Annotated in this window: 22 protein-coding genes and 2 pseudogenes; 18 read left to right on the top strand and 6 right to left on the bottom strand. The window is 71.3% G+C overall.

Annotated elements, in window-relative coordinates; genetic code table 11:
* Positions 1–9: 9 nt before the first annotated feature.
* Together KB893_RS18475 and KB893_RS18470 are read left to right on the top strand one after the other, a co-directional pair.
* Positions 10–369 carry a DJ-1/PfpI family protein gene (locus tag KB893_RS18475; protein WP_246505761.1) on the top strand — a complete coding sequence of 120 codons (360 nt, stop codon included), beginning with the start codon at positions 10–12 and terminating at the stop codon, positions 367–369.
* Complete coding sequence (locus KB893_RS18470; protein ID WP_246505760.1) at positions 362–607, top strand: DJ-1/PfpI family protein; 246 nt, start codon at positions 362–364, stop codon at positions 605–607. Before KB893_RS18475 ends, KB893_RS18470 begins: the two co-directional genes overlap by 8 nt.
* Positions 608–876: 269 nt before the next feature.
* Here KB893_RS18470 and KB893_RS17280 read toward each other — a convergent pair.
* Positions 877–1,994, bottom strand: a pseudogene (locus tag KB893_RS17280) (excinuclease ABC subunit UvrA); the annotation flags it as partial.
* Between the two features lie 87 nt (positions 1,995–2,081).
* Here KB893_RS17280 and KB893_RS17275 point away from each other — a divergent pair.
* The 6 genes and pseudogenes from KB893_RS17275 to KB893_RS17250 form a co-directional block, all read left to right on the top strand.
* Positions 2,082–2,261: pseudogene (locus KB893_RS17275) on the top strand (transposase); the annotation flags it as partial.
* A 46-nt stretch (positions 2,262–2,307) separates the two neighbouring features.
* Positions 2,308–2,826 carry an SDR family NAD(P)-dependent oxidoreductase gene (locus tag KB893_RS17270; protein WP_211927639.1) on the top strand — a complete coding sequence of 173 codons (519 nt, stop codon included), beginning with the start codon at positions 2,308–2,310 and terminating at the stop codon, positions 2,824–2,826.
* A gap of 74 nt (positions 2,827–2,900) precedes the next feature.
* Entirely contained in the window at positions 2,901–3,482 is a 582-nt protein-coding gene (locus tag KB893_RS17265; RefSeq protein WP_213173935.1) for a class I SAM-dependent methyltransferase, read from the top strand.
* A 271-nt stretch (positions 3,483–3,753) separates the two neighbouring features.
* The gene (locus KB893_RS17260; protein ID WP_211927635.1) at positions 3,754–4,620 is read left to right on the top strand and encodes a transporter; all 867 of its coding nucleotides are present in this window, start codon (positions 3,754–3,756) and stop codon (positions 4,618–4,620) included.
* Between the two features lie 54 nt (positions 4,621–4,674).
* The gene (gene aldA, locus KB893_RS17255; RefSeq protein WP_211927636.1) at positions 4,675–6,108 is read left to right on the top strand and encodes an aldehyde dehydrogenase; all 1,434 of its coding nucleotides are present in this window, start codon (positions 4,675–4,677) and stop codon (positions 6,106–6,108) included.
* Positions 6,109–6,191: 83 nt separating this feature from the next.
* Positions 6,192–8,486: a PQQ-dependent dehydrogenase, methanol/ethanol family gene (locus KB893_RS17250; protein WP_213173932.1), complete on the top strand. Its 2,295-nt coding sequence runs from the start codon at positions 6,192–6,194 to the stop codon at positions 8,484–8,486.
* Positions 8,487–8,585: 99 nt separating this feature from the next.
* On the opposite strand, the gene KB893_RS17245 is transcribed toward KB893_RS17250, so the two are convergent.
* The 4 genes from KB893_RS17245 to KB893_RS17230 are packed head-to-tail and all read right to left on the bottom strand — an operon-like array spanning position 8,586 to position 13,579.
* On the bottom strand, positions 8,586–10,601 hold the full coding sequence (locus KB893_RS17245) for a sigma-54-dependent Fis family transcriptional regulator (RefSeq protein WP_213173931.1): 2,016 nt from the start codon (positions 10,599–10,601) through the stop codon (positions 8,586–8,588).
* A 46-nt stretch (positions 10,602–10,647) separates the two neighbouring features.
* A complete protein-coding gene (locus KB893_RS17240) occupies positions 10,648–12,120 on the bottom strand; it encodes a LutB/LldF family L-lactate oxidation iron-sulfur protein (RefSeq protein WP_211927964.1) in 1,473 nt (490 codons plus the stop codon).
* Entirely contained in the window at positions 12,117–12,815 is a 699-nt protein-coding gene (locus KB893_RS17235) for a LutC/YkgG family protein (protein WP_211927963.1), read from the bottom strand. The genes KB893_RS17240 and KB893_RS17235 overlap by 4 nt, the downstream gene beginning before the upstream one ends.
* Entirely contained in the window at positions 12,812–13,579 is a 768-nt protein-coding gene (locus KB893_RS17230; protein WP_211927962.1) for a (Fe-S)-binding protein, read from the bottom strand. The genes KB893_RS17235 and KB893_RS17230 overlap by 4 nt, the downstream gene beginning before the upstream one ends.
* 88 nt (positions 13,580–13,667) lie before the next feature.
* On the opposite strand from KB893_RS17230, the gene KB893_RS17225 reads away from it, so the two are divergent.
* The 4 genes from KB893_RS17225 to KB893_RS17210 all read left to right on the top strand — a co-directional run bounded on the left by KB893_RS17225 (position 13,668) and on the right by KB893_RS17210 (position 16,786).
* Positions 13,668–14,423, top strand: a complete 756-nt coding sequence (locus KB893_RS17225) for a FadR/GntR family transcriptional regulator (protein ID WP_213173930.1) — start codon at positions 13,668–13,670, stop codon at positions 14,421–14,423.
* Positions 14,424–14,545: 122 nt separating this feature from the next.
* Positions 14,546–14,824: a hypothetical protein gene (locus KB893_RS17220; RefSeq protein ID WP_213173929.1), complete on the top strand. Its 279-nt coding sequence runs from the start codon at positions 14,546–14,548 to the stop codon at positions 14,822–14,824.
* 49 nt (positions 14,825–14,873) lie between these two features.
* Positions 14,874–16,256, top strand: coding sequence for a DNA repair protein RadA (gene radA, locus KB893_RS17215; RefSeq protein WP_211926487.1), 1,383 nt, complete (start codon positions 14,874–14,876; stop codon positions 16,254–16,256).
* Entirely contained in the window at positions 16,253–16,786 is a 534-nt protein-coding gene (locus KB893_RS17210) for a GNAT family N-acetyltransferase (protein ID WP_211926486.1), read from the top strand. Before radA ends, KB893_RS17210 begins: the two co-directional genes overlap by 4 nt.
* A 4-nt stretch (positions 16,787–16,790) precedes the next feature.
* Here KB893_RS17210 and KB893_RS17205 read toward each other — a convergent pair whose 3' ends face one another.
* Entirely contained in the window at positions 16,791–17,582 is a 792-nt protein-coding gene (locus KB893_RS17205; protein ID WP_211926485.1) for a cytochrome C assembly family protein, read from the bottom strand.
* A gap of 111 nt (positions 17,583–17,693) precedes the next feature.
* Here KB893_RS17205 and ffh point away from each other — a divergent pair, with 111 nt between their 5' ends.
* From ffh to rplS, 6 genes are all read left to right on the top strand, one after another.
* Positions 17,694–19,073 (top strand): signal recognition particle protein, encoded by a 1,380-nt coding sequence (gene ffh / locus KB893_RS17200; protein WP_211926484.1) that lies wholly within the window; start codon positions 17,694–17,696, stop codon positions 19,071–19,073.
* 13 nt (positions 19,074–19,086) lie between these two features.
* Complete coding sequence (locus KB893_RS17195; RefSeq protein ID WP_211926483.1) at positions 19,087–19,881, top strand: aminotransferase class IV; 795 nt, start codon at positions 19,087–19,089, stop codon at positions 19,879–19,881.
* 99 nt (positions 19,882–19,980) lie between these two features.
* Positions 19,981–20,241 (top strand): 30S ribosomal protein S16, encoded by a 261-nt coding sequence (gene rpsP / locus KB893_RS17190; RefSeq protein ID WP_211926482.1) that lies wholly within the window; start codon positions 19,981–19,983, stop codon positions 20,239–20,241.
* Between the two features lie 40 nt (positions 20,242–20,281).
* Positions 20,282–20,788 (top strand): ribosome maturation factor RimM, encoded by a 507-nt coding sequence (gene rimM / locus KB893_RS17185; protein ID WP_211926481.1) that lies wholly within the window; start codon positions 20,282–20,284, stop codon positions 20,786–20,788.
* Positions 20,789–20,936: 148 nt separating this feature from the next.
* The gene (gene trmD / locus KB893_RS17180) at positions 20,937–21,701 is read left to right on the top strand and encodes a tRNA (guanosine(37)-N1)-methyltransferase TrmD (RefSeq protein ID WP_211926480.1); all 765 of its coding nucleotides are present in this window, start codon (positions 20,937–20,939) and stop codon (positions 21,699–21,701) included.
* Positions 21,702–21,791: 90 nt separating this feature from the next.
* Complete coding sequence (rplS, locus tag KB893_RS17175; protein WP_211926479.1) at positions 21,792–22,190, top strand: 50S ribosomal protein L19; 399 nt, start codon at positions 21,792–21,794, stop codon at positions 22,188–22,190.
* Positions 22,191–22,408: the final 218 nt, after the last annotated feature.

The following is a 22,408-nucleotide window of genomic DNA, read 5'->3' as shown; positions in this document are numbered from 1 at the left end:
AAATAAATTATGCCTTTGGAAGGCAAATCAGTTGCCATTCTGATCGCACCTCGCGGAACGGAAGAGCCAGAATTCTCGAAGCCCAAGCAAGCTATCGAGGAGGCTGGCGGCAAAGTGACCGTGGTCAGTTTTGAAACGGGCGTGGCTCGTACGGTCAATAGCGACCTTGACGAGGGCGGCAGCTATACTATCGACAAGACGTTTGCCGAGGTCAAAGCCGACGATTTCGACGGCCTTGTCGTGCCCGGAGGGACTGTCGGCGCCGACAAGCTGCGCGGCAGCGGCGAGGCAATTGGTTTCATCCGGGCCTTCTTCGATCAAAAAAAAACCGGTTGCGGCTATATGCCATGCACCCTGGACATTGATTGAGGCTGACGTGCTTAAGGGGCGTTCCCTGACGTCCTACCCAACGCTGAAGATCGATATCGAGAACGCCGGCGGTACATGGATCAATGAGGAAGTGGTAGTCGACAACGGCCTTGTCACAAGCCGCGACCCCAACGATTTACCCGCCTTCTGTGCCAAACTCGTGGAGCAAGTCGCGGCAGGTGTGGCGCTGGGCTCGCAGCCGGGAATTAAAGACTGGGCGTTTCGACGAACCATGTGAGGGCCCTCTCCCTGGAGAAGGTCTGCACAAAGCAAGCGTGGCGGATGGCCAGCGATTGGCCGTCCGCCACGCCGCGTATCACACGAACACGGCGCACCTGACGGGCACTCAAACCCTAAGCCGCGTCAACCGCGGTGACACATCGCCGGCTCCCGCTTCCAGATTCGACCCATTCCAACGTGTGGTTGAGATGCACCTGATCGAACGTGCGTTTCCAACGTGTGGTTGAGATGCACCTGATCGAACGTGCGTTCGGCCAGATTTACGACCTACAGTGCCGCTTTAAGATAGGGGGCGGTGAGACTGCCTTCCGCTTCCGCAACGACGCCAGGGACGCCGCTGGCAACGATACGGCCACCATCTTCCCCGGCCCCCGGTCCCAGATCGATGATCCAATCCACCTGTGTGATGGCGCGCATGTCATGTTCGACGACGACGACCGTATTGCCGGCGTCGACGAGGCCCTGCAGATGTTGCATCAGCCGGTCCGCATCGGAGGGTTGAAGCCCCGAAGTTGGCTCGTCGAGGATGTAGATCGCGTTGCCGCGTTGAGCGCGTTGCAGTTCAGTCGCCAGCTTGATGCGCTGAGCCTCCCCGCCTGACAGCTCGGTTGCCGGCTGTCCGAGCCTCAGATAGCCAAGACCGATCTCCCGCAGCACGTCGAGGGAGCGCATCACAGATGCCTCGCCAGCGAAGAAATCGCACGCATCGTCCACCGTCAGTTCGAGCACCTGGGCGATATTGCGCCCGTTCCATTCGACTTCGAGCGTTTGCGGGTTGTAGCGAGAGCCATGACAGGTCGAGCACGGCGCAAAAACGCTTGGCAGGAACAGCAGCTCCACCATGACGTATCCCTCGCCTTCGCACACAGGGCAGCGGCCTTGCGCGACGTTGAACGAGAACCTTCCCGGGCTGTAGTGCCGCCGGCGGGCGAGCGGCGTATCAGCGAAGATCCTTCGCACATGGTCGAACATGCCGCTGTAGGTGGATAGGTTCGAGCGCGGCGTGCGGCCGATCGGTTTCTGATCGACCCGCACCAGCCTGCGAACATGCTCCATGCCTGCGACAATGCGTCCTTCAGTTTCGTTCTGCGCAACATCGAGCAGCGGATCGATATCCTCCTCCTCGGCCACGGGGGGGGGGCGCCGAGGTGTTCCGTGACGAGCTCGGGCAGCGCCTGACTGACAAGACTGGATTTGCCCGATCCCGAAACGCCGGTGACAGCGGTGAAGCAGCCGATGGGAAACTCGACGTCGAGACCTTGAAGATTGTTACGCCTGATCCCTTCCAGGCGTAGCCATGCCTTGGGATCGCGCGGTGTGCGCTCACTGCGGAGCGGCTCTGCGAACAAGTAGCGGCGGGTGATCGAAATCTCGACGTCGGCAAGAGAAGTGGCCCCGGATATCTGAACAGTCCGGTAGGTGGATTTCCTGCTCACTGAGGCGATGATGATCGCCGCACAAGGAGCAGATGTATGGCAAGACGACCCCGCCGCAACCACTCGCCGGCGTTCAAGGCCAAAGTGGCCCTGGCCGCCATCAAGGGCGACAAGACGCTGGCCGAGCTGGCTCAGCAGTTCGACCTGCACCCCAACCAGATCACGCAGTGGCGCAGTCAGCTGCTGGAGAACGCAGCCGGCGCGTTCGGCGCTGCCGGGCCCTGCCCGCCGCCACCTGGGCCACTTCGCCCTGACCGCGCAGTTGCTTCCGCTGCTGCACAAGGGCGTGGACGCGCGTGTCGTCACGCTGTCGAGCGTGGCCGCCCGGCGCGGCGCCATCGACTTCGACGATCTGCAGTCCGCGCGACGCTACCGCCCGATGGTCGCCTACGGCCAGTCCAAGCTCGCCTGCCTGATGTTCGCGCTGGAACTGCAGCGCCGCAGCGAGGCCGGCGGCTGGGGCATCCGCAGCATCGCCGCGCATCCCGGCGTCTCGCGCACCGATCTCATCCTCAACGGCACCGGCGCGGCCAGCGTCGCCGGGCGCCTGCGCCGGGCGCTGTGGTTCCTGTTCCAACCCTCCGCACAGGGAGCCCTGCCGACTCTCTATGCCGCGACCTCGCCGCGGGCGCGCGGCGGCGGCTACTACGGCCCCGACCGGCTCGGCGAGACGCGCGGACATCCCGTCCGCGCACGCATGCCCCCGCGGGCGCTGGATGCGCGCGTTGCGGCAAGACTCTGGGCCGAGTCCGAAACCCTGACCGGCGTGGCCTTTCCCTGACGCGCGGCGCGGCGCGTCCGTCATCGCCTGCCTCCGCCGGACGCAGGCGTCTTCCCGACCCGAGGTCCCCTCCGATGAACGAGCAGCTCAGCTTCCTCTGCAACTGGGTCATCGCACCGCGGCGCGTCGCCGCGATCGCGCCCTCGAGCAGGGCGCTCGCCGCGCTGATCACCCGCGGCATCTCGGCCGCGGACGCGCCGGTCCTGGAACTCGGCGCGGGCACGGGCGTGTTCACGCGCCGGCTCGTCGCCGTTGGCGTGCCGCAGGACCAGCTCGTCCTGGTCGAGTCCGGCCCGGGATTCGCACGCCGCCTGCGTCACGAATTTCCGTCGAGCCGGGTCCTGCAGATGGACGCGGCGCGGCTCGGCGGACTGGATCTGTTCGCCGGCACCGGCGCCGGCGCGGTGGTCAGCGGGCTGCCCCTGCTGTCCATGTCGTCCCTGCAGGTCGCGCGCATCCTGAAGGGTGCGTTCTCGCAGCTCCGCGACGGCGGCGCGTTCTACCAGTTCACCTATGGTCCCGGCTGCCCGGTGCCGCGAGCCGTGCTGGAACGTTACGGGCTGCGCGCCCGCCTCGTCGGCCGGACGTTCGCGAACCTGCCGCCCGCCGCGGTCTTCCGGATCTCGCGCAAGGCGGTCGCGACCCGGCTGTTCTGATCGGGGCATCGCTGCGACAGGTGTCTCTGCAGGCTGTCGCAGCGCCGCCCTGACGGCGACAGGTGTCGCATCCTCGCGGCCGCGAGCGCGACCGGCATCGTCTGCATTTCTCCTTTTTTGTCCGTAGCTTGCGATCCGCTCCCCCCGGTAGCGACGAGCTGGCATGTCCGTTGCTGTGAAGAACCCGCAGAAAGTTTCTGATGAAACTGCTGCAGCGCAGCATGACACGACATGACAGCGGCGACGACGCCGCGCTTCGGGGAGGACACCAATGCCTGCAGGGCACACGCACACCCGGCGTCCGCGCCGCCTGGCTCCGGCCGTCCTGGCGCTCGGCGCCGCTGCGGCGCTGCCTGCCGCGCATGCCGGCGTCACCTTCGACGTCATCGGCCCGCACGAGTACGAGCTGCCGGTCGGCTTCGAGCCGTTCAACGTCTTCGTCCAGTACGGCTTCGTGCAGCAGAACGACCGCGTCTACGACGCCGGCGGCGACCGCGTCTCGGGCGACGGCTCGCAGCAGATCGTCGGCCAGTCCAAGTACGTGCGCTTCTGGACGCCGGAGTCCAACCCCGACGTCGGCCTCGCCTGGGAGGTCATCGTGCCGGAGATCGCGGTGCGCAACCGCGAGGCCGCCGAGGGCGAGCGCCGGCGCAGCGGCATCGGCGATCCGCTCACCGGCTTCGCCACCTGGATCAAGCCTGCCGACGGCCTCGTGCTGGGCCTGCAGTCCTTCGCCTCGGTGCCGGTCGGGGCCAGCGAGGTCAGCGACACCAACTGGAAGAACCTCACCAGCGTGTTCTGGGACTGGCGCGGCGAGGCGCTCGGCTGGACCGGCGACGCCGGCTTCGTCTGGCAGGGCGAGCGCGACGACGGCACCCGGCCGGGCCTGACCTGGCACACCAACAACCGCTTCGGCTGGCGCGCCAGCCGGCACCTCGAGCCGTTCCTGGCGCTCGACTACGAGCACACCCGCGCCAGCGACGACTACGACAGCTCCTGGGTCGTCGACGGCGGCGCCGGCCTGATGCTGCACACCTTCGAGAACCAGTCCCTCACCTTCCGCTACTCCACCAGCCTCGACGGCCGCAACCACGTGGTCGCCGACAGCTGGAACCTGAAGTACGCCTACGCCTGGTAGGCGCCCGGCGCGCATGCGCGCCACCCGTTCGCAAGCTAAGGAGTCACACGTTCCATGACGACCACGTACCAGGACTACATCGACGGCGCGTTCGTCGCCGGCCAGGGCGAGACGATCGACGTGCTCAACCCGGCCACGCAGGCGCTCCTGGCGCGCATCCCCGACGGCGGCCAGGCCTCGGTCGATGCCGCGGTCGCCGCCGCGCGCCGCGCGCAGCCGGCCTGGGAGGCGCTGACCAACATCGAGCGCGCGGGCTACCTGCGCCGCATCTCCGCGAAGCTGCGCGAGAAGGTCGACCACTTCGCGTCGATCATCGTCGCCGAGCAGGGCAAGCTGCGCGGCCTGGCCGAGGTCGAGGTCAACTTCACCGCCGACTACATCGACTACATGGCGGAGTGGGCGCGGCGCATCGAGGGCGAGATCATCCCGAGCGACCGCAAGGGCGAGAGCATCTTCCTCGACTACAGGCCGATGGGCGTGGTCGCCGGCATCCTGCCGTGGAACTTCCCGTTCTTCCTCATCGCCCGGAAGATGGCGCCGGCGCTGGTGACCGGCAACACCATCGTCGTCAAGCCCAGCGAGGAGACGCCGATCAACGCCTACGAGTTCGCCAGGCTCGTGGCCGAGACGGACCTGCCGGCCGGCGTCTTCAACCTCGTCGGCGGCCGCGGTGCGACCACCGGCGCGGCGCTCTCCGGCCACACCGGCATCGACCTGGTGACCTTCACCGGCTCGGTCGCCACCGGCGTGCGGATCATGCAGGCCGCCGCGAACAACCTGACCCGCGTCAACCTCGAACTCGGCGGCAAGGCGCCGGCCATCGTGCTGGCCGACGCCGACCTCGATCTCGCTGCCAGGGCCATCGTCGACTCCCGCGTGATCAACACCGGGCAGGTCTGCAACTGCGCAGAGCGCCTCTACGTGGAGCGCCCGGTCGCCGAGGCGCTGGTGGCGAAGATCGCCGAGCGCATGCAGGTGGTGACCATGGGCGATCCGTCCGCGGACGCCTCGGTGGGCATGGGCCCGATGATCAACGAGGCCGGCCTGAAGAAGGTCGAGGCCATGGTCGAGCAGGCCCGGGCCGACGGTGCCACCGTGGTCACCGGCGGCGCGCGCGGCGACGACGCCCGCGGCTGGTACTACCCGGCGACGCTCGTCACCGGCTGCCGTGCCGACATGGAGATCATGCGCAAGGAGATCTTCGGGCCGGTGCTGCCGGTGCAGGTCGTCGACAGCCTGGACGAGGCCATCGCCCTGGCCAACGATTCCGAGTACGGCCTGACCTCGTCGATCTACACCCGCGATCTCGCCGCCACGATGAAGGCGATGCGCGAGCTCAAGTTCGGCGAGACCTACGTCAACCGCGAGAACTTCGAGGCCATGCAGGGCTTCCATGCCGGGCGCCGCAAGTCCGGCATCGGCGGCGCCGACGGCAAGCACGGGCTGATGGAGTTCGTCGAGACCCACGTCACCTACATCCAGAGCTGACGGCGCCCGCCATCCGCCACCAACACCGGCGGCGCCGGCCCATCCGCCGCGCCGCCCGATTCACGAGAGGGAGGAAACCACCGATGAAGCATCCCACCCAGGCGCCTGCGTCCGCGGACCAGCGCCCAGGCACGTCCCGTCGCCTCGCCGGCCTCGCGCTCGGCGCCTTCGCCCTGGCCCTGGCCACGTCCGCGTGGGCGGCCGACCGCGCCCCGGCCGACGTCGACGGCGCGCGCATCCGCAACGCCGACGCCGAGCCCGGCAACTGGATGAGCCACGGCCGCAACTACGGCGAGACCCGCTTCAGCCCGCTGAAGCAGATTACCGACGAGAACGTCGACCAGCTCGGCCTGGCCTGGAGCTACAAGCTCGACTTCGACCGCGGCGTCGAGGCCACGCCACTGGTCGTCGACGGGGTGATGTACACCACCGGCGCGTTCTCGGTGGTCTACGCCTTCGACGCCCGCACCGGCGAGCTGCTGTGGAAGCACGATCCCGAAGTCGACCGCCTCAAGGCCGGCGAGTTCTGCTGCGACGCGGTCAACCGCGGCCTGGCGGCATGGGAGGGCAAGCTCTACGTCGGTACCCTCGACGGCCGCCTGGTGGCCATCGACGCCAAGACCGGCAAGCGCCTGTGGGACATCGACACCATCATCGACCGCACGCGCAGCTACGGCATCACCGGCGCGCCGCGCGTGGTCGGCGACAGCAAGGTGATCATCGGCAACGGCGGCGCCGAGTTCGGCGTGCGCGGCTACGTCACCGCCTACGACGCCGAGACCGGCGAACAGGCCTGGCGCTTCTTCACCGTGCCCGGCGATCCGGCCAAGCCGCAGGAGAACGCGGCGCTGGAGATGGCGGTCAAGACCTGGCACGGCGACAACTGGGTCGCGCAGGGCGGCGGCGGCACGGCGTGGGACTCCTTCGCCTACGACCCGGAACTCAACCTGCTCTACATCGGCGTCGGCAACGCCTCCTACTGGAACTACGGCACGCGCAGCGAGGGCAAGGGCGACAACCTGTTCCTGTCGTCGATCGTCGCGGTCGATGCCGACACCGGCGAATACGCCTGGCACTACCAGACCACGCCCGGCGACGCCTGGGACTTCACCGCCACCCAGCACATGATCCTGACCGAGCTGGAAATCGACGGGCGCACGCGCAAGGTGCTGATGCAGGCGCCGAAGAACGGCTTCTTCTACGTCATCGACCGCACCGACGGCGAGCTGATCTCGGCCGAGGCCTACGTGCCGATGAACTGGGCCGACGGCGTCGACCTAGAGACCGGCCGCCCGAACTTCACCGAGCAGGGCAAGTACTGGCTCGAGGAGAACGGCAAGAAGTACGTGCAGCCTGGCTTCTGGGGCGGCCACGACTGGCAGCCGATGTCCTACAACCCGCAGACCGGCCTGGTCTACATCCCCGCGCACATCTTCGGCGTGGTCTACGAGAACGTGAAGGATCCCGGCTACTCGCCGCGCAAGCACTTCTACCAGCTCGGCGTGGCCGCGGCAGGCATGGAGGACGATGCCGACGACATGAAGCGCTGGGCCGACCAGTGGAAGGGCATGCTGATCGCCTGGGATCCGGTCAAGCAGGAGAAGGTCTGGGAGCAGCCCTACATCACCATCTTCAACGGCGGCACGCTGACCACCGCCGGCAACCTGGTGTTCGAGGGCACGGCCGACGGGCGGGTGGTGGCCTACGCCGCCGACAGCGGCCGCAAGCTGTGGGAGTCGCCGGCGCACACCGGCGTGATGGCGGCGCCGGTGACCTACACCGTCGACGGCGAGCAGTACGTCACCTTCATGGCCGGCTGGGGCGGCGCGTTCTCGACCTTCGCCGGCGGCGCCTCGCTCAATGCCGGCGTGCGGCCGTGGGCGCAGGTGCTGACCTACAAGATCGGCGGCGACGCGGTGCTTCCCGAGCCGGACTTCCCGGACCTGGCCGATCCCGAGCCGCCGGAAGCCACGGCCGACACCGCCACCGTCAACGCCGGCCGCGGGCTCTACAACGACAACTGCTCGCAGTGCCACGGCATCAATGCGGTCAGCGGCGGCATCGTGCCGGACCTGCGCCGCCTGTCGGCCGAGAACCACGTCGCCTTCCCGGGCATCGTCTACGGCGGCCGCGCGAACAAGGGCATGCCGTCCTACGCCGAGACGCTGACGATGGACCAGGTGCAGACCATCCACGCCTACCTGGTCAAGCGCGCCTGGGACCTGAAGAAGGACCTGGCCGCCGGCCGCGTCGAGGGTGCCGAGCGCGAGGTCGAGGGCGATGCGCTGCCCAGCGGGCTGACGCCCGAGGCGCTGGAGACGCTGAACGGGCCGGCCCGCGGCACCAAGCTGGCGCCGCAGGCGGACGACAAGCTCTGACGTCTCGCAGCACAGGCGGCAACCAGAAGGCCCGGCTCGCGCCGGGCCTTCTTCTTTGCGCCGCCGTCGCGACGCGCGTGCGCAGGGGTGCGCTGCGCCTCAGTGCACCTGGTCGATCGGCGACACGATGCCGAGGCGCTGCATGCGGCGGTACACGGTGGCGCGGCACAGACCGAGCTCGCGGGCGGCCGCGCTGACGTTCCAGCGGTGCCGGCACAGCGCCGCATGCAGGCGCGCACGCGGGTCGGCGTCGGGCCGTGCGACAGCTGCCGCTTCGCCCGCCTGCACCGCGGGTTGCGCCGCGCGCGGCGGCTCGGCAGGCATCGACGGTGCCGACAGCACACCCGCCTCCGTCGACGGCGGCAGGTCGGCGACGCCGATGCAGGCGCCGTCGCACATGGTCAGCGCGAAGCGCAGCGCGTTGCGCAGCTCGCGCAGGTTGCCCGGCCAGGGGCGCCGCGCCAGGTCGGCGCGCGCCGCTGGATCCAGCGCCACCTCGCGCCCCAGGGCCGCGCATTCCTGCGCGAGCTGGCGCTCGACGAGGCGGTCGAAGTCGCGCCGGGCGCGCAGTGGCGGCAGGGTCAGCGTGGCGCCGCCGAGGCGGAAGTAGAGGTCCTCGCGGAAGCGACCCTCCGCGACCAGTTCGCGCAGGTCGCGGTGCGAGGCCGAGACCACCTTCAGGTCGACCCTGACCGGGCGGTCCGCGCCGAGCGGCAGCACCTCGCCCTCGGCCAGCACGCGCAGCAGGCGCGTCTGCAGGGCGAGCGGCATGTCGCCGATCTCGTCGAGGAACAGGGTGCCGCCGTCGGCGCGCTGGACCAGGCCGGTCATGCCGCGGCTGCGCGCGCCGGTGAAGGTGCCGGCGGTGTAGCCGAACAGTTCGCTCTCGATCAGCGACTCCGGGATCGATGCGCAGTTCACCGCCACGAACGCCGCCTGCGCACGCCGGCCGCTGTCGTGCAGGGCGCGCGCGAGCACCTCCTTGCCGGTGCCGGTCTCGCCCTGGACCAGCACCGGCAGCGGCGCGTCCGCCAGGCGTGCCGCCTGGGCGAGCACCCGCGCCATGTGCGCGTCGTCGCCGGCCAGCAGGGCGAGCGGCTCCGGCAGCGCGCTGCCGCAGGCCGGTACCTCGGCGACCACGCGCGTGGCGGCGCGCGGCGCCGTCGCCAGACGCGGCGCGAGCACCGCCCCGCACCAGTCCTCGCCGTCCCAGGTGGACACGCGCAGCTGCTCGCGGTTGCGCAGATGCGCCATGAGGAGGGGGACGGGCGTGCGGAAGATCCCGCTGAGATGGCCGCCGACCGGGGCATCCGCGCCGGTGCCGGCGCCGGCGAGCGTGCGCAGGCGCGCGCGCGCCTGCCGGTTGGCGCCGACCACCACGCCGTCGTCGTCCACCGCCAGCAGCAGCTCGCCGGCGACCTCGATCAGCGCGGGCGCGGCGCCCAGCCGCAGGATCCAGCGGTCGGCGAAGGCCTGCAGGAAGTTCGCCTCCTCGATCATGCCGCCGTAGAGCTGCACCAGGTGCCGCACCATGTGCTGGCTCTCGCGGGCGTCCGGCGCCATCACCGCGGAGACGTCGAGCGCGCCGAGGAGGCCGCCGTGCGGGTCGAACAGCGGCGTGGTGGTGCAGCTCAGGCCGATGGTGTCGGGGAAGAAGTGGTCGTCGCGATGGCAGGTCAGCGGCCTGCGGTCGGCGATGCAGGTGCCGATGCCGTTGGTGCCGGCGAAGCGCTCGCTCCAGTTGGCGCCGGGGGCGAGGCCGATGCGGCGGAACAGCGAGCCTGGCGCGCTGTCGCCGAGGTAGTCGACGGTGATGCCGTCCGGGTCGGTCAGCATCGCCACGTAGCCGAGGTCGGCGACGTGGGCGAACAGCTTCTCCATGCCCGCGCGCGCGGTGCGCAGCCAGCCGCCGCCGCGGTCGCGGCTCTCGCGCACGCGCCCCGCGCTCTCGACCTGGATCACCGCGCTGCCGCCGGGATCGAGGCCGTGGCGCTGCGCGCAGCGGCGCCACGAGCGCGCGATGAGCGCGTTCTCGCTGGCGTCGGCGGCCTGCGCATGCGCGGGTTCGGCGACGACGCGCAGCACGCGCTCGATGTGGTGTCGGGCAGTTGCCATGGAATCTCCTCGCCGCCGCGGCGGCCGCTGTCCGGTATGGGCCCGCTCAGCCGGCCCTGGTGCGCGCCGAGTCTACGCGTGCCTCCGCGCGCGCCCGCAGTCGTTCCCGCAGCGGCCGCGCCGCGGGGCGGATCGGCACGCGCGAGCGGGTCCAGCCCGCCTGCCGCGGCGGCGCGAGCGCGCGGAAGGTCGAGGCCAGGCGGACGAAGGCGCGGTACAGGCGCGGGTGCACGTTGAGCGTCCGCCATGCCTTCCAGGTCATCCGTTCGCGCCAGGAGGCGACGCTGCCCTGGCCGGCCAGCGGGGCGTCCTGGCCCGGGGCGGGGCGGTCGTGGCGTCCGGCCTCGCGCAGCCTGGTCAAAAGCTCCGGGATCGGGATGCCGACCGGGCAGACCTCGCCGCAGGCGCCGCACAGGCTCGAGGCCGTCGGCAGGTGGCGGGTCGCGTCCAGGCCCATCAGGTGCGGCGAGATGATCGATCCGATCGGGCCGGGATAGGTGGTGCCGTAGCTGAGCCCGCCGACGCGTGCGTACACCGGGCAGTGGTTCATGCAGGCGCCGCAGCGGATGCACTGCAGCGTCTCGCGGAAGCGCGCCTCGCGGTAGGCCTGGGTGCGGCCGTTGTCGAGGAGCACCAGGTGCAGCTCGCGCGGGCCGTCGCGCTCGCCCGTGCGGCGCGGGCCGGTGATGACGTTGAGGTAGGTGGTCACCGCCTGGCCGGTCGCGGAGCGGGTCAGCAGGGTGTAGAGCGGGGCCACGTGCTCGAGCTTCTCGATCACCTTCTCGATGCCGGTGATCGCGACATGGACGTCGGGCACGCTGGTCGCCATGCGCCCGTTGCCCTCGTTCTCGACCAGCACCAGCGACCCGGTCTCGGCGACCAGGAAGTTGACCCCGGACACGCCGATCCGCGCGTCCTTGAAGCGGCTGCGCAGGCTGCGGCGGCCGATGGCGATCAGTTCGTCGACGTCCTCGGTGTAGCCGGCGCCCGGGAGGTGGGTGTCGAAGATCGCGGCCACGTCCTCCTTGGTCTTGTGGATCGCCGGCATGATGATGTGGCTGGGGCGGTCCCCGTCGAGCTGCAGGATGTACTCGCCCATGTCGGTCTCGACGCACTCGACGCCGCGCTCGGCCATGCGGTGGTTGAGCTCGATCTCCTCGCTGACCATGGACTTGCCCTTGACCATCGTCGCCGCGGCGTGGCGCTCGGCGATGGCGGCGAAGATGCGGTTGGCGTCCGCCGCGTCCTCGGCCCAGTGCACCTGCACGCCGTTGGCGGCCAGCCGCTCCTCCAGGCGCTCGAGCAGGGCGGGCAGGTTCGCCAGCGCGTGCTGGCGGATCGCGCGGCCGAGGTCGCGCAGCGCCTCGAAGCCGGCGCGCTCCGGGAACTGCGCGGCGCGCTTGTCCATCAGGAAGTCCATCGCCCCGCGGAAGCTGCCGCGCAGGTGCGGGTCGGCCACCGCGCGGCGGGCGTTGCGGTGGAAGGCCGCGGGATCGGCGAGCGGCAGGGTGTCGGTCATGACGGGTCGTTCCGGATCAGGACGATGGCCAGCCGCTTCGGGCCGTGCGCACCGTAGACGAGCAGGCGCTGGATGTCGGCGGTCTTGGAGGGGCCGGTGACGAGCAGGGCGTTGGTCGGCAGGGCATCGGCCCAGCGCTGGCCCGTCATCGCCTCGTGCAGGGTGTCGACCAGGGCGTCGGCGTGGAGCACGGCGATGTGCATCGGCGGCACCAGCGACAGCGTGCGCGGTTCACGTGCGTCCGGCCACAGCACCAGGCTGCCGGTCTCGGCGATACCGCCGCGGGCGGTGGTGACGCCGCAGTCGACGGTGTCGAACAGCAGGTCCTTGTCCGTCTCCAGGTCGCGCGCATACCAGTGCAGGCGCGCGGCCGTCCGCGCCAGGCGCGCGTCGAGCGCGGCGGCGATGGCGGTGTCGGGGCCGGCCATGGGATTACGGATGCCGTGTTCGGCGACGAGATCGGCCACTGCGTCGGCCCAGGCGGTCGGCGTCGTCTCGACCACCTGCGCGTGCCAGGCGGTCGCGGCCGCCACGAAGCGCGCGACGCGGTCGGTGCCCGTATGCGCGGCGGCCTGCGCCGCATACCAGGGTGCCAGCGCCGGCGCGGGCTTCGGCACCGGCGGCGTCGCGTCGCCGAGCCGGTCGAAGATGGCCGCACGGGCGCGGCGGCCGTGGGCGGCGAGGTCGCGGCTCATGCGCGCGTCCCCCCGGCGGCATCCATGCGCTCGCGCAGGAAGCTGGCGACGTGGCGGCCGCGCAGCGGCGCGCCGCGCTTCTCCAGCGTGCCGTTGAGGTTGAGCAGGCAGCCGCAGTCGCCGCTGACGAAGCCGTCGCTGCCGGTGGCCAGCAGGGCGTCGGTCTTGTCCTGCGCCATCGCCGCCGAGATCTCCGGGTGCTTGACCGAGAAGGTGCCGCCGAAGCCGCAGCACTCCGGCTCGTGGTCGTGCACCGCAAGCTCCACGCCGGGCAGCGAGCGCAGCAGCTCGCTGCCGGTGCGGTGCGCGCCCATCTCGCGGCGCGCGGTGCAGGAGGTATGCAGGCACACCCGGGTCGGCGGCGCCTCGGCGAGCAGGCCCGGGTCGAGCCGCGGCGCGACGAAGGCCATGAACTCGACCACGCGCGCGGCGATCGCGTCGGCCTTCGGGCCGCGCACGGGATCGCCGGCGAACAGGCGCGGCCAGTGATGGACCATCATCCCGCCGCAGGAGCCGGAGGGCACCACGATCGGCCAGGGCTCGGGGAACAGGTCGAGCTGCGCCGCCGCCACCCGGCGCGCCTCCTCCGGGTAGCCGGTGGTGTAGGCGGGCTGGCCGCAGCAGGTCTGGTCCTGCGGGAAGTGGACGCGGACGCCGAGCCGCTCCAGCACCTCGACCGCGTCCTCGCCGGCATCCGGGCTGACGAGGTCGATGACGCAGGTCGCGAACAGGTAGACGTCGCCGGGGGTGTCGGGGCTGGGCATGAGGGGCAGCCTTGCTGCGGGACCGGTGCAGCCTGCCGCGCGCGGCCGCGGGCGTATCATTGGTCCGACCAATCCGGGAAGCGCCGCCATGTCGCCTGCGTCCATCGCTGCCATCGCCGATCCCGCGCCGCCCCCCGAGCGCGCGGCACGGCTGGTTGCCGCGCTGGAGGCGGAGATCGCCGCCGGACGCTTCGGCGCCGCGCAGCGGCTGCCCTCCGAGCGCGCGCTCGCGGCGCTGCACCGGGTGTCGCGCGCGACCGTCCGCGATGCCGTCGCAACCCTGGTGGCCCGTGGCATGCTGGTGCGCCGCCGCGGCGCCGGGACCTATGTCGCCTCGCGCGACGAGCGGCATGCGGCGCAGGTATGGAGCGACATGGCGATGCGCCATCCGGCGCTGCAGGGCGACCTGATCGAGTTCAGGCACATGCTCGAGCGTCGCGCCACCGGCCTGGCCGCGATCCGCCACACCGAGGCCGACCTGCCGGTGCTGCGGCAGGCGTTCGAGGCGGTCGACGCCGCGTACCGCGGCAACGACCGGCGCGGGCAGATCGAGGCCGACATCGGCTTCCACCGGGCGATCGCCGGCGCCAGCCACAATCCGGTGTTCGTGACCCTGATGAACTCGCTGCTGACGCTGCTGCACGACCACATCCAGCTCAGCCTGGCCGGTCTGGAGCCGCAGTCCGAGGCCGCCGCGGCCCTGCGCGTCCAGCATCGGGCGATCCACGAGGCCATCGTCGCGCGCGATGCGCCGCGGGCGCGCGAGCTGGCCGGGCGGCACATCGACTTCGTCGCGGTCCGCCTCAACGCCCTGCCGCGGACGCCGCTGGCCGACCAGTTCTGAGGGTCGCCCGCGCGCGGGCGAACGGGCGCGCAGTCCGTCCGGCGGGCGTCGTGGCCATCGGCGGTCTTCGCGGAGGGCTGTGGCAAACTCGTTCGATGGGGAGCAGGGGGCAGGGCGCCGGGATGCGTGGCCCGAACGAAATGGTGATCAGCGAGCGTTACCTCGGGTCGATCGTCGAGGTGCGGCTGGTCCACGTCGGCGGCGGGACGCCCTGGGGCGCCCGCGTGGCGGTGCTCGACGAGGCGATGCGTCCGTTGGCCGCGGTCGACGACGAGCTCGACTACTTCCCGACCCTGGCCGCCGCGGTCGACGCCGCGATGGAGGTCGGCAGGCGCCGGGCCGAGCAGCGCAGCATCGCGAGCCGGTCCCTTGGCGGCGCCACGGGTCCTGTCTCGCCCTGAGCGACGTCGCGCTCCTAAGCTGCGCCTCTTCCTTCGACCCGAGTCCGCCATGGCCAAGGCCAAGACCGCCTACGTCTGCTCCGAATGCGGGGCCAGCTTCAACAAGTGGCAGGGCCAGTGCGGCGAATGCGCGGCCTGGAACACGCTGTCGGAATTCGTCGTCGAGCCGGCTGCCTCGGCCAAGGGCGGCGCCGCGCCGGCGCGGCACGCCGGCTGGGCGGGGCGCGTGGACGAGGCGCGGATCACCTCGCTGGCCAGCGTCAGCCAGGCCGCCGAGGTGCGGGTGTCGACCGGCATCGGCGAGCTCGACCGCGTGCTCGGCGGCGGCCTGGTGGAGGGCTCGGTGGTCCTGGTCGGCGGCGACCCGGGCATCGGCAAGTCCACGCTGCTGACCCAGGCGCTGGCCTCGATCGGCCAGGCCCTGCCCAGCCTCTACGTCACCGGCGAGGAGTCGCTCGGCCAGATCGCCGGTCGCGCGCAGCGCCTGGGCCTGCCGCTGGACAGCCTGCAGGCGCTGGCCGAGACCTGCATCGAGAAGATCATCGCCCGCTGCGTCGAAGGCGGGCCGCGGCTGATCGTGGCCGACTCCATCCAGACCCTGTGGAGCGAGCAGCTCACCGCCGCGCCCGGCTCGGTCAGCCAGGTGCGCGAGAGCGCGGCGCGGCTGGTCCGTTTCGCCAAGGAGACCGGCACCAGCGTGCTGCTGGTCGGCCACGTGACCAAGGAGGGCGGCATCGCCGGGCCGCGCGTGCTCGAGCACATGGTCGACGCGGTGCTGTACTTCGAGGGCGAGTCCGGCAGCCGCTTCCGCGTGCTGCGTGCGTTCAAGAACCGCTTCGGCGCGGTCAACGAGCTCGGCGTGTTTGCCATGGGCGACAAGGGCCTGCGCGAGGTGCCGAACCCCTCGGCGATCTTCCTCTCCGGCGCCGCGGCCAATCCGGGCAGCGCGGTGATGGTGACCCGCGAGGGCACGCGCCCGCTGATGGTCGAGGTGCAGGCCCTGGTCGACCAGTCGCCGCTGGCCAATCCGCGCCGCGTGGCGCTGGGCCTGGAGCAGAACCGCATGGCGATGCTGCTGGCGGTGCTGCACCGGCACGGCGGGGTCGGCGTGTTCGACCAGGACGTCTTCGTCAACGTGGTCGGCGGCATCCGCGTGCAGGAAACCGCCGCCGACCTGCCGGTGCTGCTGGCGGTGCTGTCGAGCCTGCGCGACGCGCCGCTGCCGGAGAAGACGGTCGCCTTCGGCGAGGTCGGGCTGTCGGGCGAGATCCGCCCGGTGCCCAACGGCGAGGAGCGGCTCAAGGAGGCCGCCACCCACGGCTTCCGTCGCGCGATCGTGCCGAAGGCGAATGCGCCGAAGAAGAACGCGTTCAAGGGCCTCGAGGTGATCGCGGTCGAGCGCCTGGCCGAGGCGCTGGAGGCGGCGGTATGAGCGCGGCCCGGCTGCCGCTCGCCTTCGGCGCCGGCTGCCGGATCCGGCCCTGGGCGCCGGCGCGCGACGCCGCCGACCTGCTGCGCCACGCCGACAACCCGAACGTGCCGCGCTTCCTGTCGACACGTTTCCCGCACCCCTACACGGCGGCGGACGCGCAGGCCTGGTTCGACTTCGTCGCCGTGCAGGCGCCGGCGACGAACTGGGCGATCGAGGTCGACGGCGCGGCGGCCGGCGGCATCGGCCTGCGCCTGGGCCGCGACGAGTTCGCGCATTCCGCCGAGCTGGGCTACTGGCTGGGCGAGGCCCACTGGGGACGCGGCATCGTCAGCGCGGCCGTGGCGGCCCTGCTGCCGTGGGCGGAGCAGTCCTTCGGGCTGCGCCGCGTCGCGGCCTACGTCGCCACCGGCAATCCCGCCTCGCTGCGGGTGCTGGAGAAGAACGGCTTCCAGCGCGAGGGGCTGCTGCGCATGCGCGCGATCCGCGACGGCATCGCCCAGGACCACGTGGCGCTGGCGCGCATCCGTTGACCGCTCAGGCCTGCGCCAGGACCAGCTCCTGCACGAACTTGCTGCCGAAGAAGGCCAGCAGCAGCAGCGCCATCGCCAGCAGGGTCAGGCGCACGGCCTTGGCGCCGCGCCAGCCGTAGCGCCAGCGCCCGACGAGGAGCACGCCGAACACGATCCACGACAGCACCGACAGCACGGTCTTGTGCCACAGGTGCTGGGAAAACAGGTCGTGCACGAACAGCGCGCCGGTCAGCAGGGTCGCCGAGAGCAGGGCGAAGCCGACGCCGAGCGTGTCGAACAGCAGGGTCTCGGTCTGGGTCAGCGGCGGCAGGGCGCGCAGCCACGGCCCGAACCGGCGCCGGCGCAGGGCGCGTTCCTGCAGCCACAGCAGGATCGCGAGCAGGGCCGCGATCGCGAGCGTGGCGTAGGCCAGCAGGGCCAGCCACGCGTGCAGCAGCAGACGCCAGTCGAGCTCGAGCTCGCGCCCGTGGCCGAAGTGGTGGTAGAGCAGCAGCATCACCGCGGCCAGCGGGTAGATGATCACCCCCAGCGCATCGAGGTTGCGCAGCCGCGCCAGCGCCGTGCTCAGCGCCGCCATCCCCAGGCCGACCAGCGACAGCGCCGAGAAGAAGTGCAGGTCGGCGCCGTGTGCGCGCGGCCACACCAGCAGGTGGTCGGTCGCGTGCAGGACCACCGCGACCACCGCCAGCGCGGTCGCCACCGGCGGCAGGCGACCCTCGCCCCCGGCCACGGCGCGCACGCCGAGGACGGCCGAGACGAGGTAGGCGACGGCGGCGAGGTAGGGCAGGAAGGGCATCGCGGCAGTGTCGCACAGCGCCCGGAAGCCGAGAATCGTTCTCGCGGCCGGCGCCGGGCCGGCAGCGGCGAACCGCTATAATGGGCGGCCCTCCTGCCTGCACCCGTTGCCATGTTCGAGTCCCTGACCCAGCGCCTGTCCGGCACCATCGAGCGCCTGCGCGGGCGCGGCCGCCTGAGCGAGGAGAACATCCGCGAGGCCCTGCGCGAGGTGCGCATCGCGCTGCTGGAGGCCGACGTCGCCCTGCCGGTGGTGCAGGCCGTGGTCGAGCGCATCAAGGTGCGCGCGGTCGGCCAGGAGGTGCTGAAGAGCCTGACCCCGGGCCAGGCGCTGATCAAGGTCGTGCGCGACGAGCTCACCGCGGTGATGGGCGCGCAGAGCGCGGAGCTCAACTTCAACGTGCCGGCGCCGGCGGTCATCCTCATGGCCGGCCTGCAGGGCGCGGGCAAGACCACCACCGTCGGCAAGCTCGCCAAGCACCTCAAGGAGCGCCGCAAGAAGAAGGTCATGGTGGTCAGCTGCGACGTCTACCGTCCGGCGGCGATCCAGCAGCTCGAGACCCTGGCCAGGCAGGTCGACGTGCTGTTCCACCCCTCGCTCGGCAGCGACAGCCCGGTGGCGATCGCGAAGTCGGCGATCGACGCGGCGCGCAGGAACCACGTCGACGCGCTGATCGTCGACACCGCCGGCCGCCTCGCCATCGATCAGGCGATGATGGACGAGATCAAGGCGCTGCACGCCGCGATCGACCCGGTCGAGACCCTGTTCACCGTCGACGCGATGACCGGCCAGGACGCGGCCAACACCGCCAAGGCCTTCGCCGAGGCGCTGCCGCTGACCGGCGTGGTGCTGACCAAGACCGACGGCGACGCCCGCGGCGGCGCGGCGCTGTCGGTGCGCTACATCACCGGCAAGCCGATCAAGTTCATCGGCACCGGCGAGAAGGTCGACGGGCTCGACGTCTTCCATCCCGACCGCATCGCCACCCGCATCCTCGACATGGGCGACGTGCTGTCGCTGGTCGAGCAGGTCGAGCGCGACGTCGACCAGGACAAGGCGCGCAAGCTCGCCGAGAAGGTCGCCAAGGGCAAGAAGTTCGACCTCAACGACATGCGCGACCAGCTCCAGCAGATGCAGGGCATGGGTGGCATCAATGCGCTGATGGACAAGCTGCCCGGCATCGGCCAGGTGCCCGAGCATCTCAAGCAGCAGGTCACCGGCAGGGAAGTGCCGCGGATGATCGCGATCATCGACTCCATGACCAAGAAGGAGCGCCGCCATCCGCAGCTCCTCAACGGCTCGCGCCGCGCGCGCATCGCCAAGGGCTCGGGCATGACGCCGGCCGACGTGAACAAGCTGATGAAGCAGTTCATGCAGATGGAGAAGATGATGAGCAAGCTCTCCAAGGGCGGCATGAAGGGCCTGATGCGCAGCATGCGCGGCATGGCCGGGATGATGGGCGGGGGCGGCGGCGGGATGCCGTTCCGCTGAAGCGCGCGCCGGCGTGGAGCGGATCCGGCTCAACGGCGGCGCGGCCACGCCCGCGGCGCTCGCGCAGGCGGCGCTGGTCAACTACGGACACTTCACCACCCTGCGCGTCGCCGGCGGCGCGGCGCGCGGCCTCGGCCTGCACCTGGCGCGCCTGGCCGCGGCCACGCAGGCGCTGTTCGGTTGCGCGCTGGACGTGGGCCGGGTGCGCGACTGGATGCGTGCGGCGATGGCCGGCATCGACGGCGAGCGGATGCTGCGCGTGACGGTGTTCGCCCGCGCGTTCGACCGCCGCGACCCGCTGCGCCCGGTCGTGCCCGACGTGCTGGTCTCGGTGCATCCAGCGCCGGCCGCAGCGGCGGCTCCGCTGCGCGTGCGCAGCGTCGTCCATGGGCGCGCGCTGCCGGCGATCAAGCACGTCGGTGCCTTCGACCTGCTGTACCGGCTCAGGCAGGCGCGCCTGGCCGGCGCCGACGACGCGCTGTTCGTCGACGCCGACGATCGCATCGCCGAGGGCACGACCTGGAACATCGGCTTCTGGGACGGCGCGACGGCGGTGTTCCCGGATGCGCCGGCGCTGCCCGGCATCACCGCGCACCTGGTCCGCGAGGGACTGGCGCGGCGCGGCATGGCCTGCGCCGAGCGGACGATCCGGCTGGACGAGCTGGGCGATCTCGACGGCGCCTTCGCCATGAACGCAGGCGGCATCCGGGCGATCGTCGGCATCGACGACCGCGCCTGGCCGGCGGCCGGTGCGCGGATCGGAGCCGTGGAGGCGGCCTGGGCGGCGGCACCGCCCGAGCCGCTGTAGCCCTTCGTCGCCCGGGCTTTCCTCCACTGGCCCGGTGGCCTACACTACGCGGCTTACCTCGCCATCCTGGCGACTGGGCAACACGGGAAGCAGAGCACCATGGTCAAGATCCGACTGACCCGCGGCGGCGCCAAGAAGCGTCCGTTCTACCACATCATCGTGACCGACCAGCGCAGCGCGCGCGACGGCCGCAACATCGAGCGCGTGGGGTACTTCAACCCGATCGCCGCCGGTGCCGAGAAGCGCGTCGAGATCGACGTCGAGCGCGTGCAGCACTGGATCAACAACGGTGCGCAGATGTCGGACAAGGTGCGTGGCCTCCTGAAGGAAGCCGCCGCCCAGACTCCGGCCGCGGCCTGAGGCGCTCGGTCGCGTCCCGTACGCGGCCGGTCTTCGCGACATGACCGACGAACGCCGACTCCTGCTGGGCAGGATCGTCGGCGTGTTCGGGCTCCGCGGCGAGCTCAAGCTCGAATCGAGCACCGAGCCCCGCGACGCCATCTTCCGCTACCAGCCCTGGACCCTGCGTGCCGGCACCGCCGAGCGCGAGGTCTCCGGCGTGCGCGGGCGCGACACCGGCAGGAACGTGGTCGCCCGGTTCCCGGGCGTCGACGACCGCGATGCCGCCGAGGCCCTGATCGGGCACGAGATCTGGGTGCCGCGCTCGGCGCTGCCCGCGGCGGCGCCCGACGAGTACTACTGGGTCGACCTCGAGGGGATCGAGGTGGCGACCGTCGACGGCATCGCCCTGGGCCGCATTTCCCATCTCTTCGCCACCGGCGCCAACGACGTGATCGTGGTGCGCGGCGACCGCGAGCGCCTCATCCCCTTCGTCCGCGACCAGGTCGTGCGCGAGGTGGACCTGGCGGCCGGGCGGATGGTGGTGGACTGGGATCCGGAGTTCTAGAGCCGGGAAGAGGGAAGGGTGGAGCGGGAATCGGGACCTGCGGGCGGCAATGATCCGCCGGCTTCCGTCGCAGTCCTAAGCCTCCGCGCGGCCCCGCCATTCCCGATTCCCCATTCCCGCCTCACCCTTCCCGCTTCACCCCCCACCCATGCGCCTCGACGTCGTCACCCTGTTCCCCGACTTCATCCACGCCAGCGCCGCGCTGGGCGTGGTCGGGCGTGCGTGCGAGCGGGGGCTGCTGGAGGTCGTGGCGCACAATCCGCGCGACTTCGCCGCGGGCAACTACCGGCGCGTGGACGAGCGGCCGTTCGGCGGCGGGCCGGGCATGGTCATGCTGATCGACCCGCTGCGCGCCACGCTGGCCGCGGCGCGCGCCGCCGACCCGCGGCCGGCGCCGGTGGTGCTGCTGTCGCCGCAGGGCGAGCGCCTGACCCAGCGCCGGGTGCGCGCGTTCGCGGCGATGCCGCGTCTGATCCTGGTGTGCGGGCGCTACGAAGGCCTGGACGAGCGCTTCGTCGAGGCCGAGATCGACCACGAGCTCTCGATCGGCGACTACGTGCTGTCCGGCGGCGAGCTCGGCGCGGCGGTGGTGATCGACGCGGTCGGCCGCCTGCAGGAGGGCGCGCTCAACGACGCCGAGTCGGCCGCGCAGGACAGCTTCGAGGACGGCCTGCTGGACTGCCCGCACTACACGCGCCCGGAACGGCACGAACTGGGCGAGGTGCCCGCGGTGCTGCACGGGGGCGATCATCGCGCCATCGCACGCTGGCGGCGCCGTCAGTCGCTGGGCCGGACCTGGCTGCGGCGGCCCGACCTGCTGGCGCGCATGCAGCTCGACAGGGTCGACCGGACGCTGCTGGAGGAATTCCAGCGCGAGTGGCGGGCCGCGCGAGGCAGGGACACAAACCCCTAGCGCGACAGTGATTTCCCGCGCTATACTGCGCGACTTTCCGACGCCCCGGCACGCTGGGCGCAACAGAACAACTCCAGGTCGGTGACCGTCATGAACAAGCTCATCCAGGAATTCGAAGCCGCTCAGATCCAGCGCCAGCTGCCTGATTTCGGCCCCGGCGACACCGTCGTCGTCAACGTGAAGGTGAAGGAAGGCAACCGCGAGCGCGTCCAGGCCTACGAGGGCGTGGTCATCGGCAAGAAGAACGCCGGCCTCAATTCCGCCTTCACCGTGCGCAAGATCTCGCATGGCTTCGGCGTCGAGCGCGTATTCCAGGTCCACAGCGCGCTGATCGACTCGGTCGAGGTCAAGCGCCGCGGCAAGGTCCGCGCCGGCAAGCTGTACTACCTGCGCGGCCTCGAGGGCAAGAAGGCGCGCATCAAGGAAGACCTGGCCGCCACCGCGCGCGCCTCGGCCGCTGCACAGGCCGCCGCCGCTGCCGCCGAATAATCCGGCTCCAGCGCGTCGCCGAACGGCCACCTCCGGGTGGCCGTTCGCGTTTCTGCGGGATGGCCCCGGGCGTGCCGGTAGTCGGCCTCCTGTAGGAGCGGCTTCAGCCGCGACCGGGCGGGGGCACAGGGCTCAGGGCACCCGGGGGCATGGGGACATGCGGCGGCGGCTGGAGGTGGGAGGGGCTTCAGCCCCGACTGCGTGGCGTCGAGGCCCGT

Source organism: Coralloluteibacterium stylophorae (assembly GCF_018122625.2).
Lineage (GTDB): Bacteria > Pseudomonadota > Gammaproteobacteria > Xanthomonadales > Xanthomonadaceae > Coralloluteibacterium > Coralloluteibacterium stylophorae.
The sequence above is the reverse complement of the archived record's forward strand: the minus strand, read 5'-3'. Positions and strand labels throughout refer to the sequence as shown.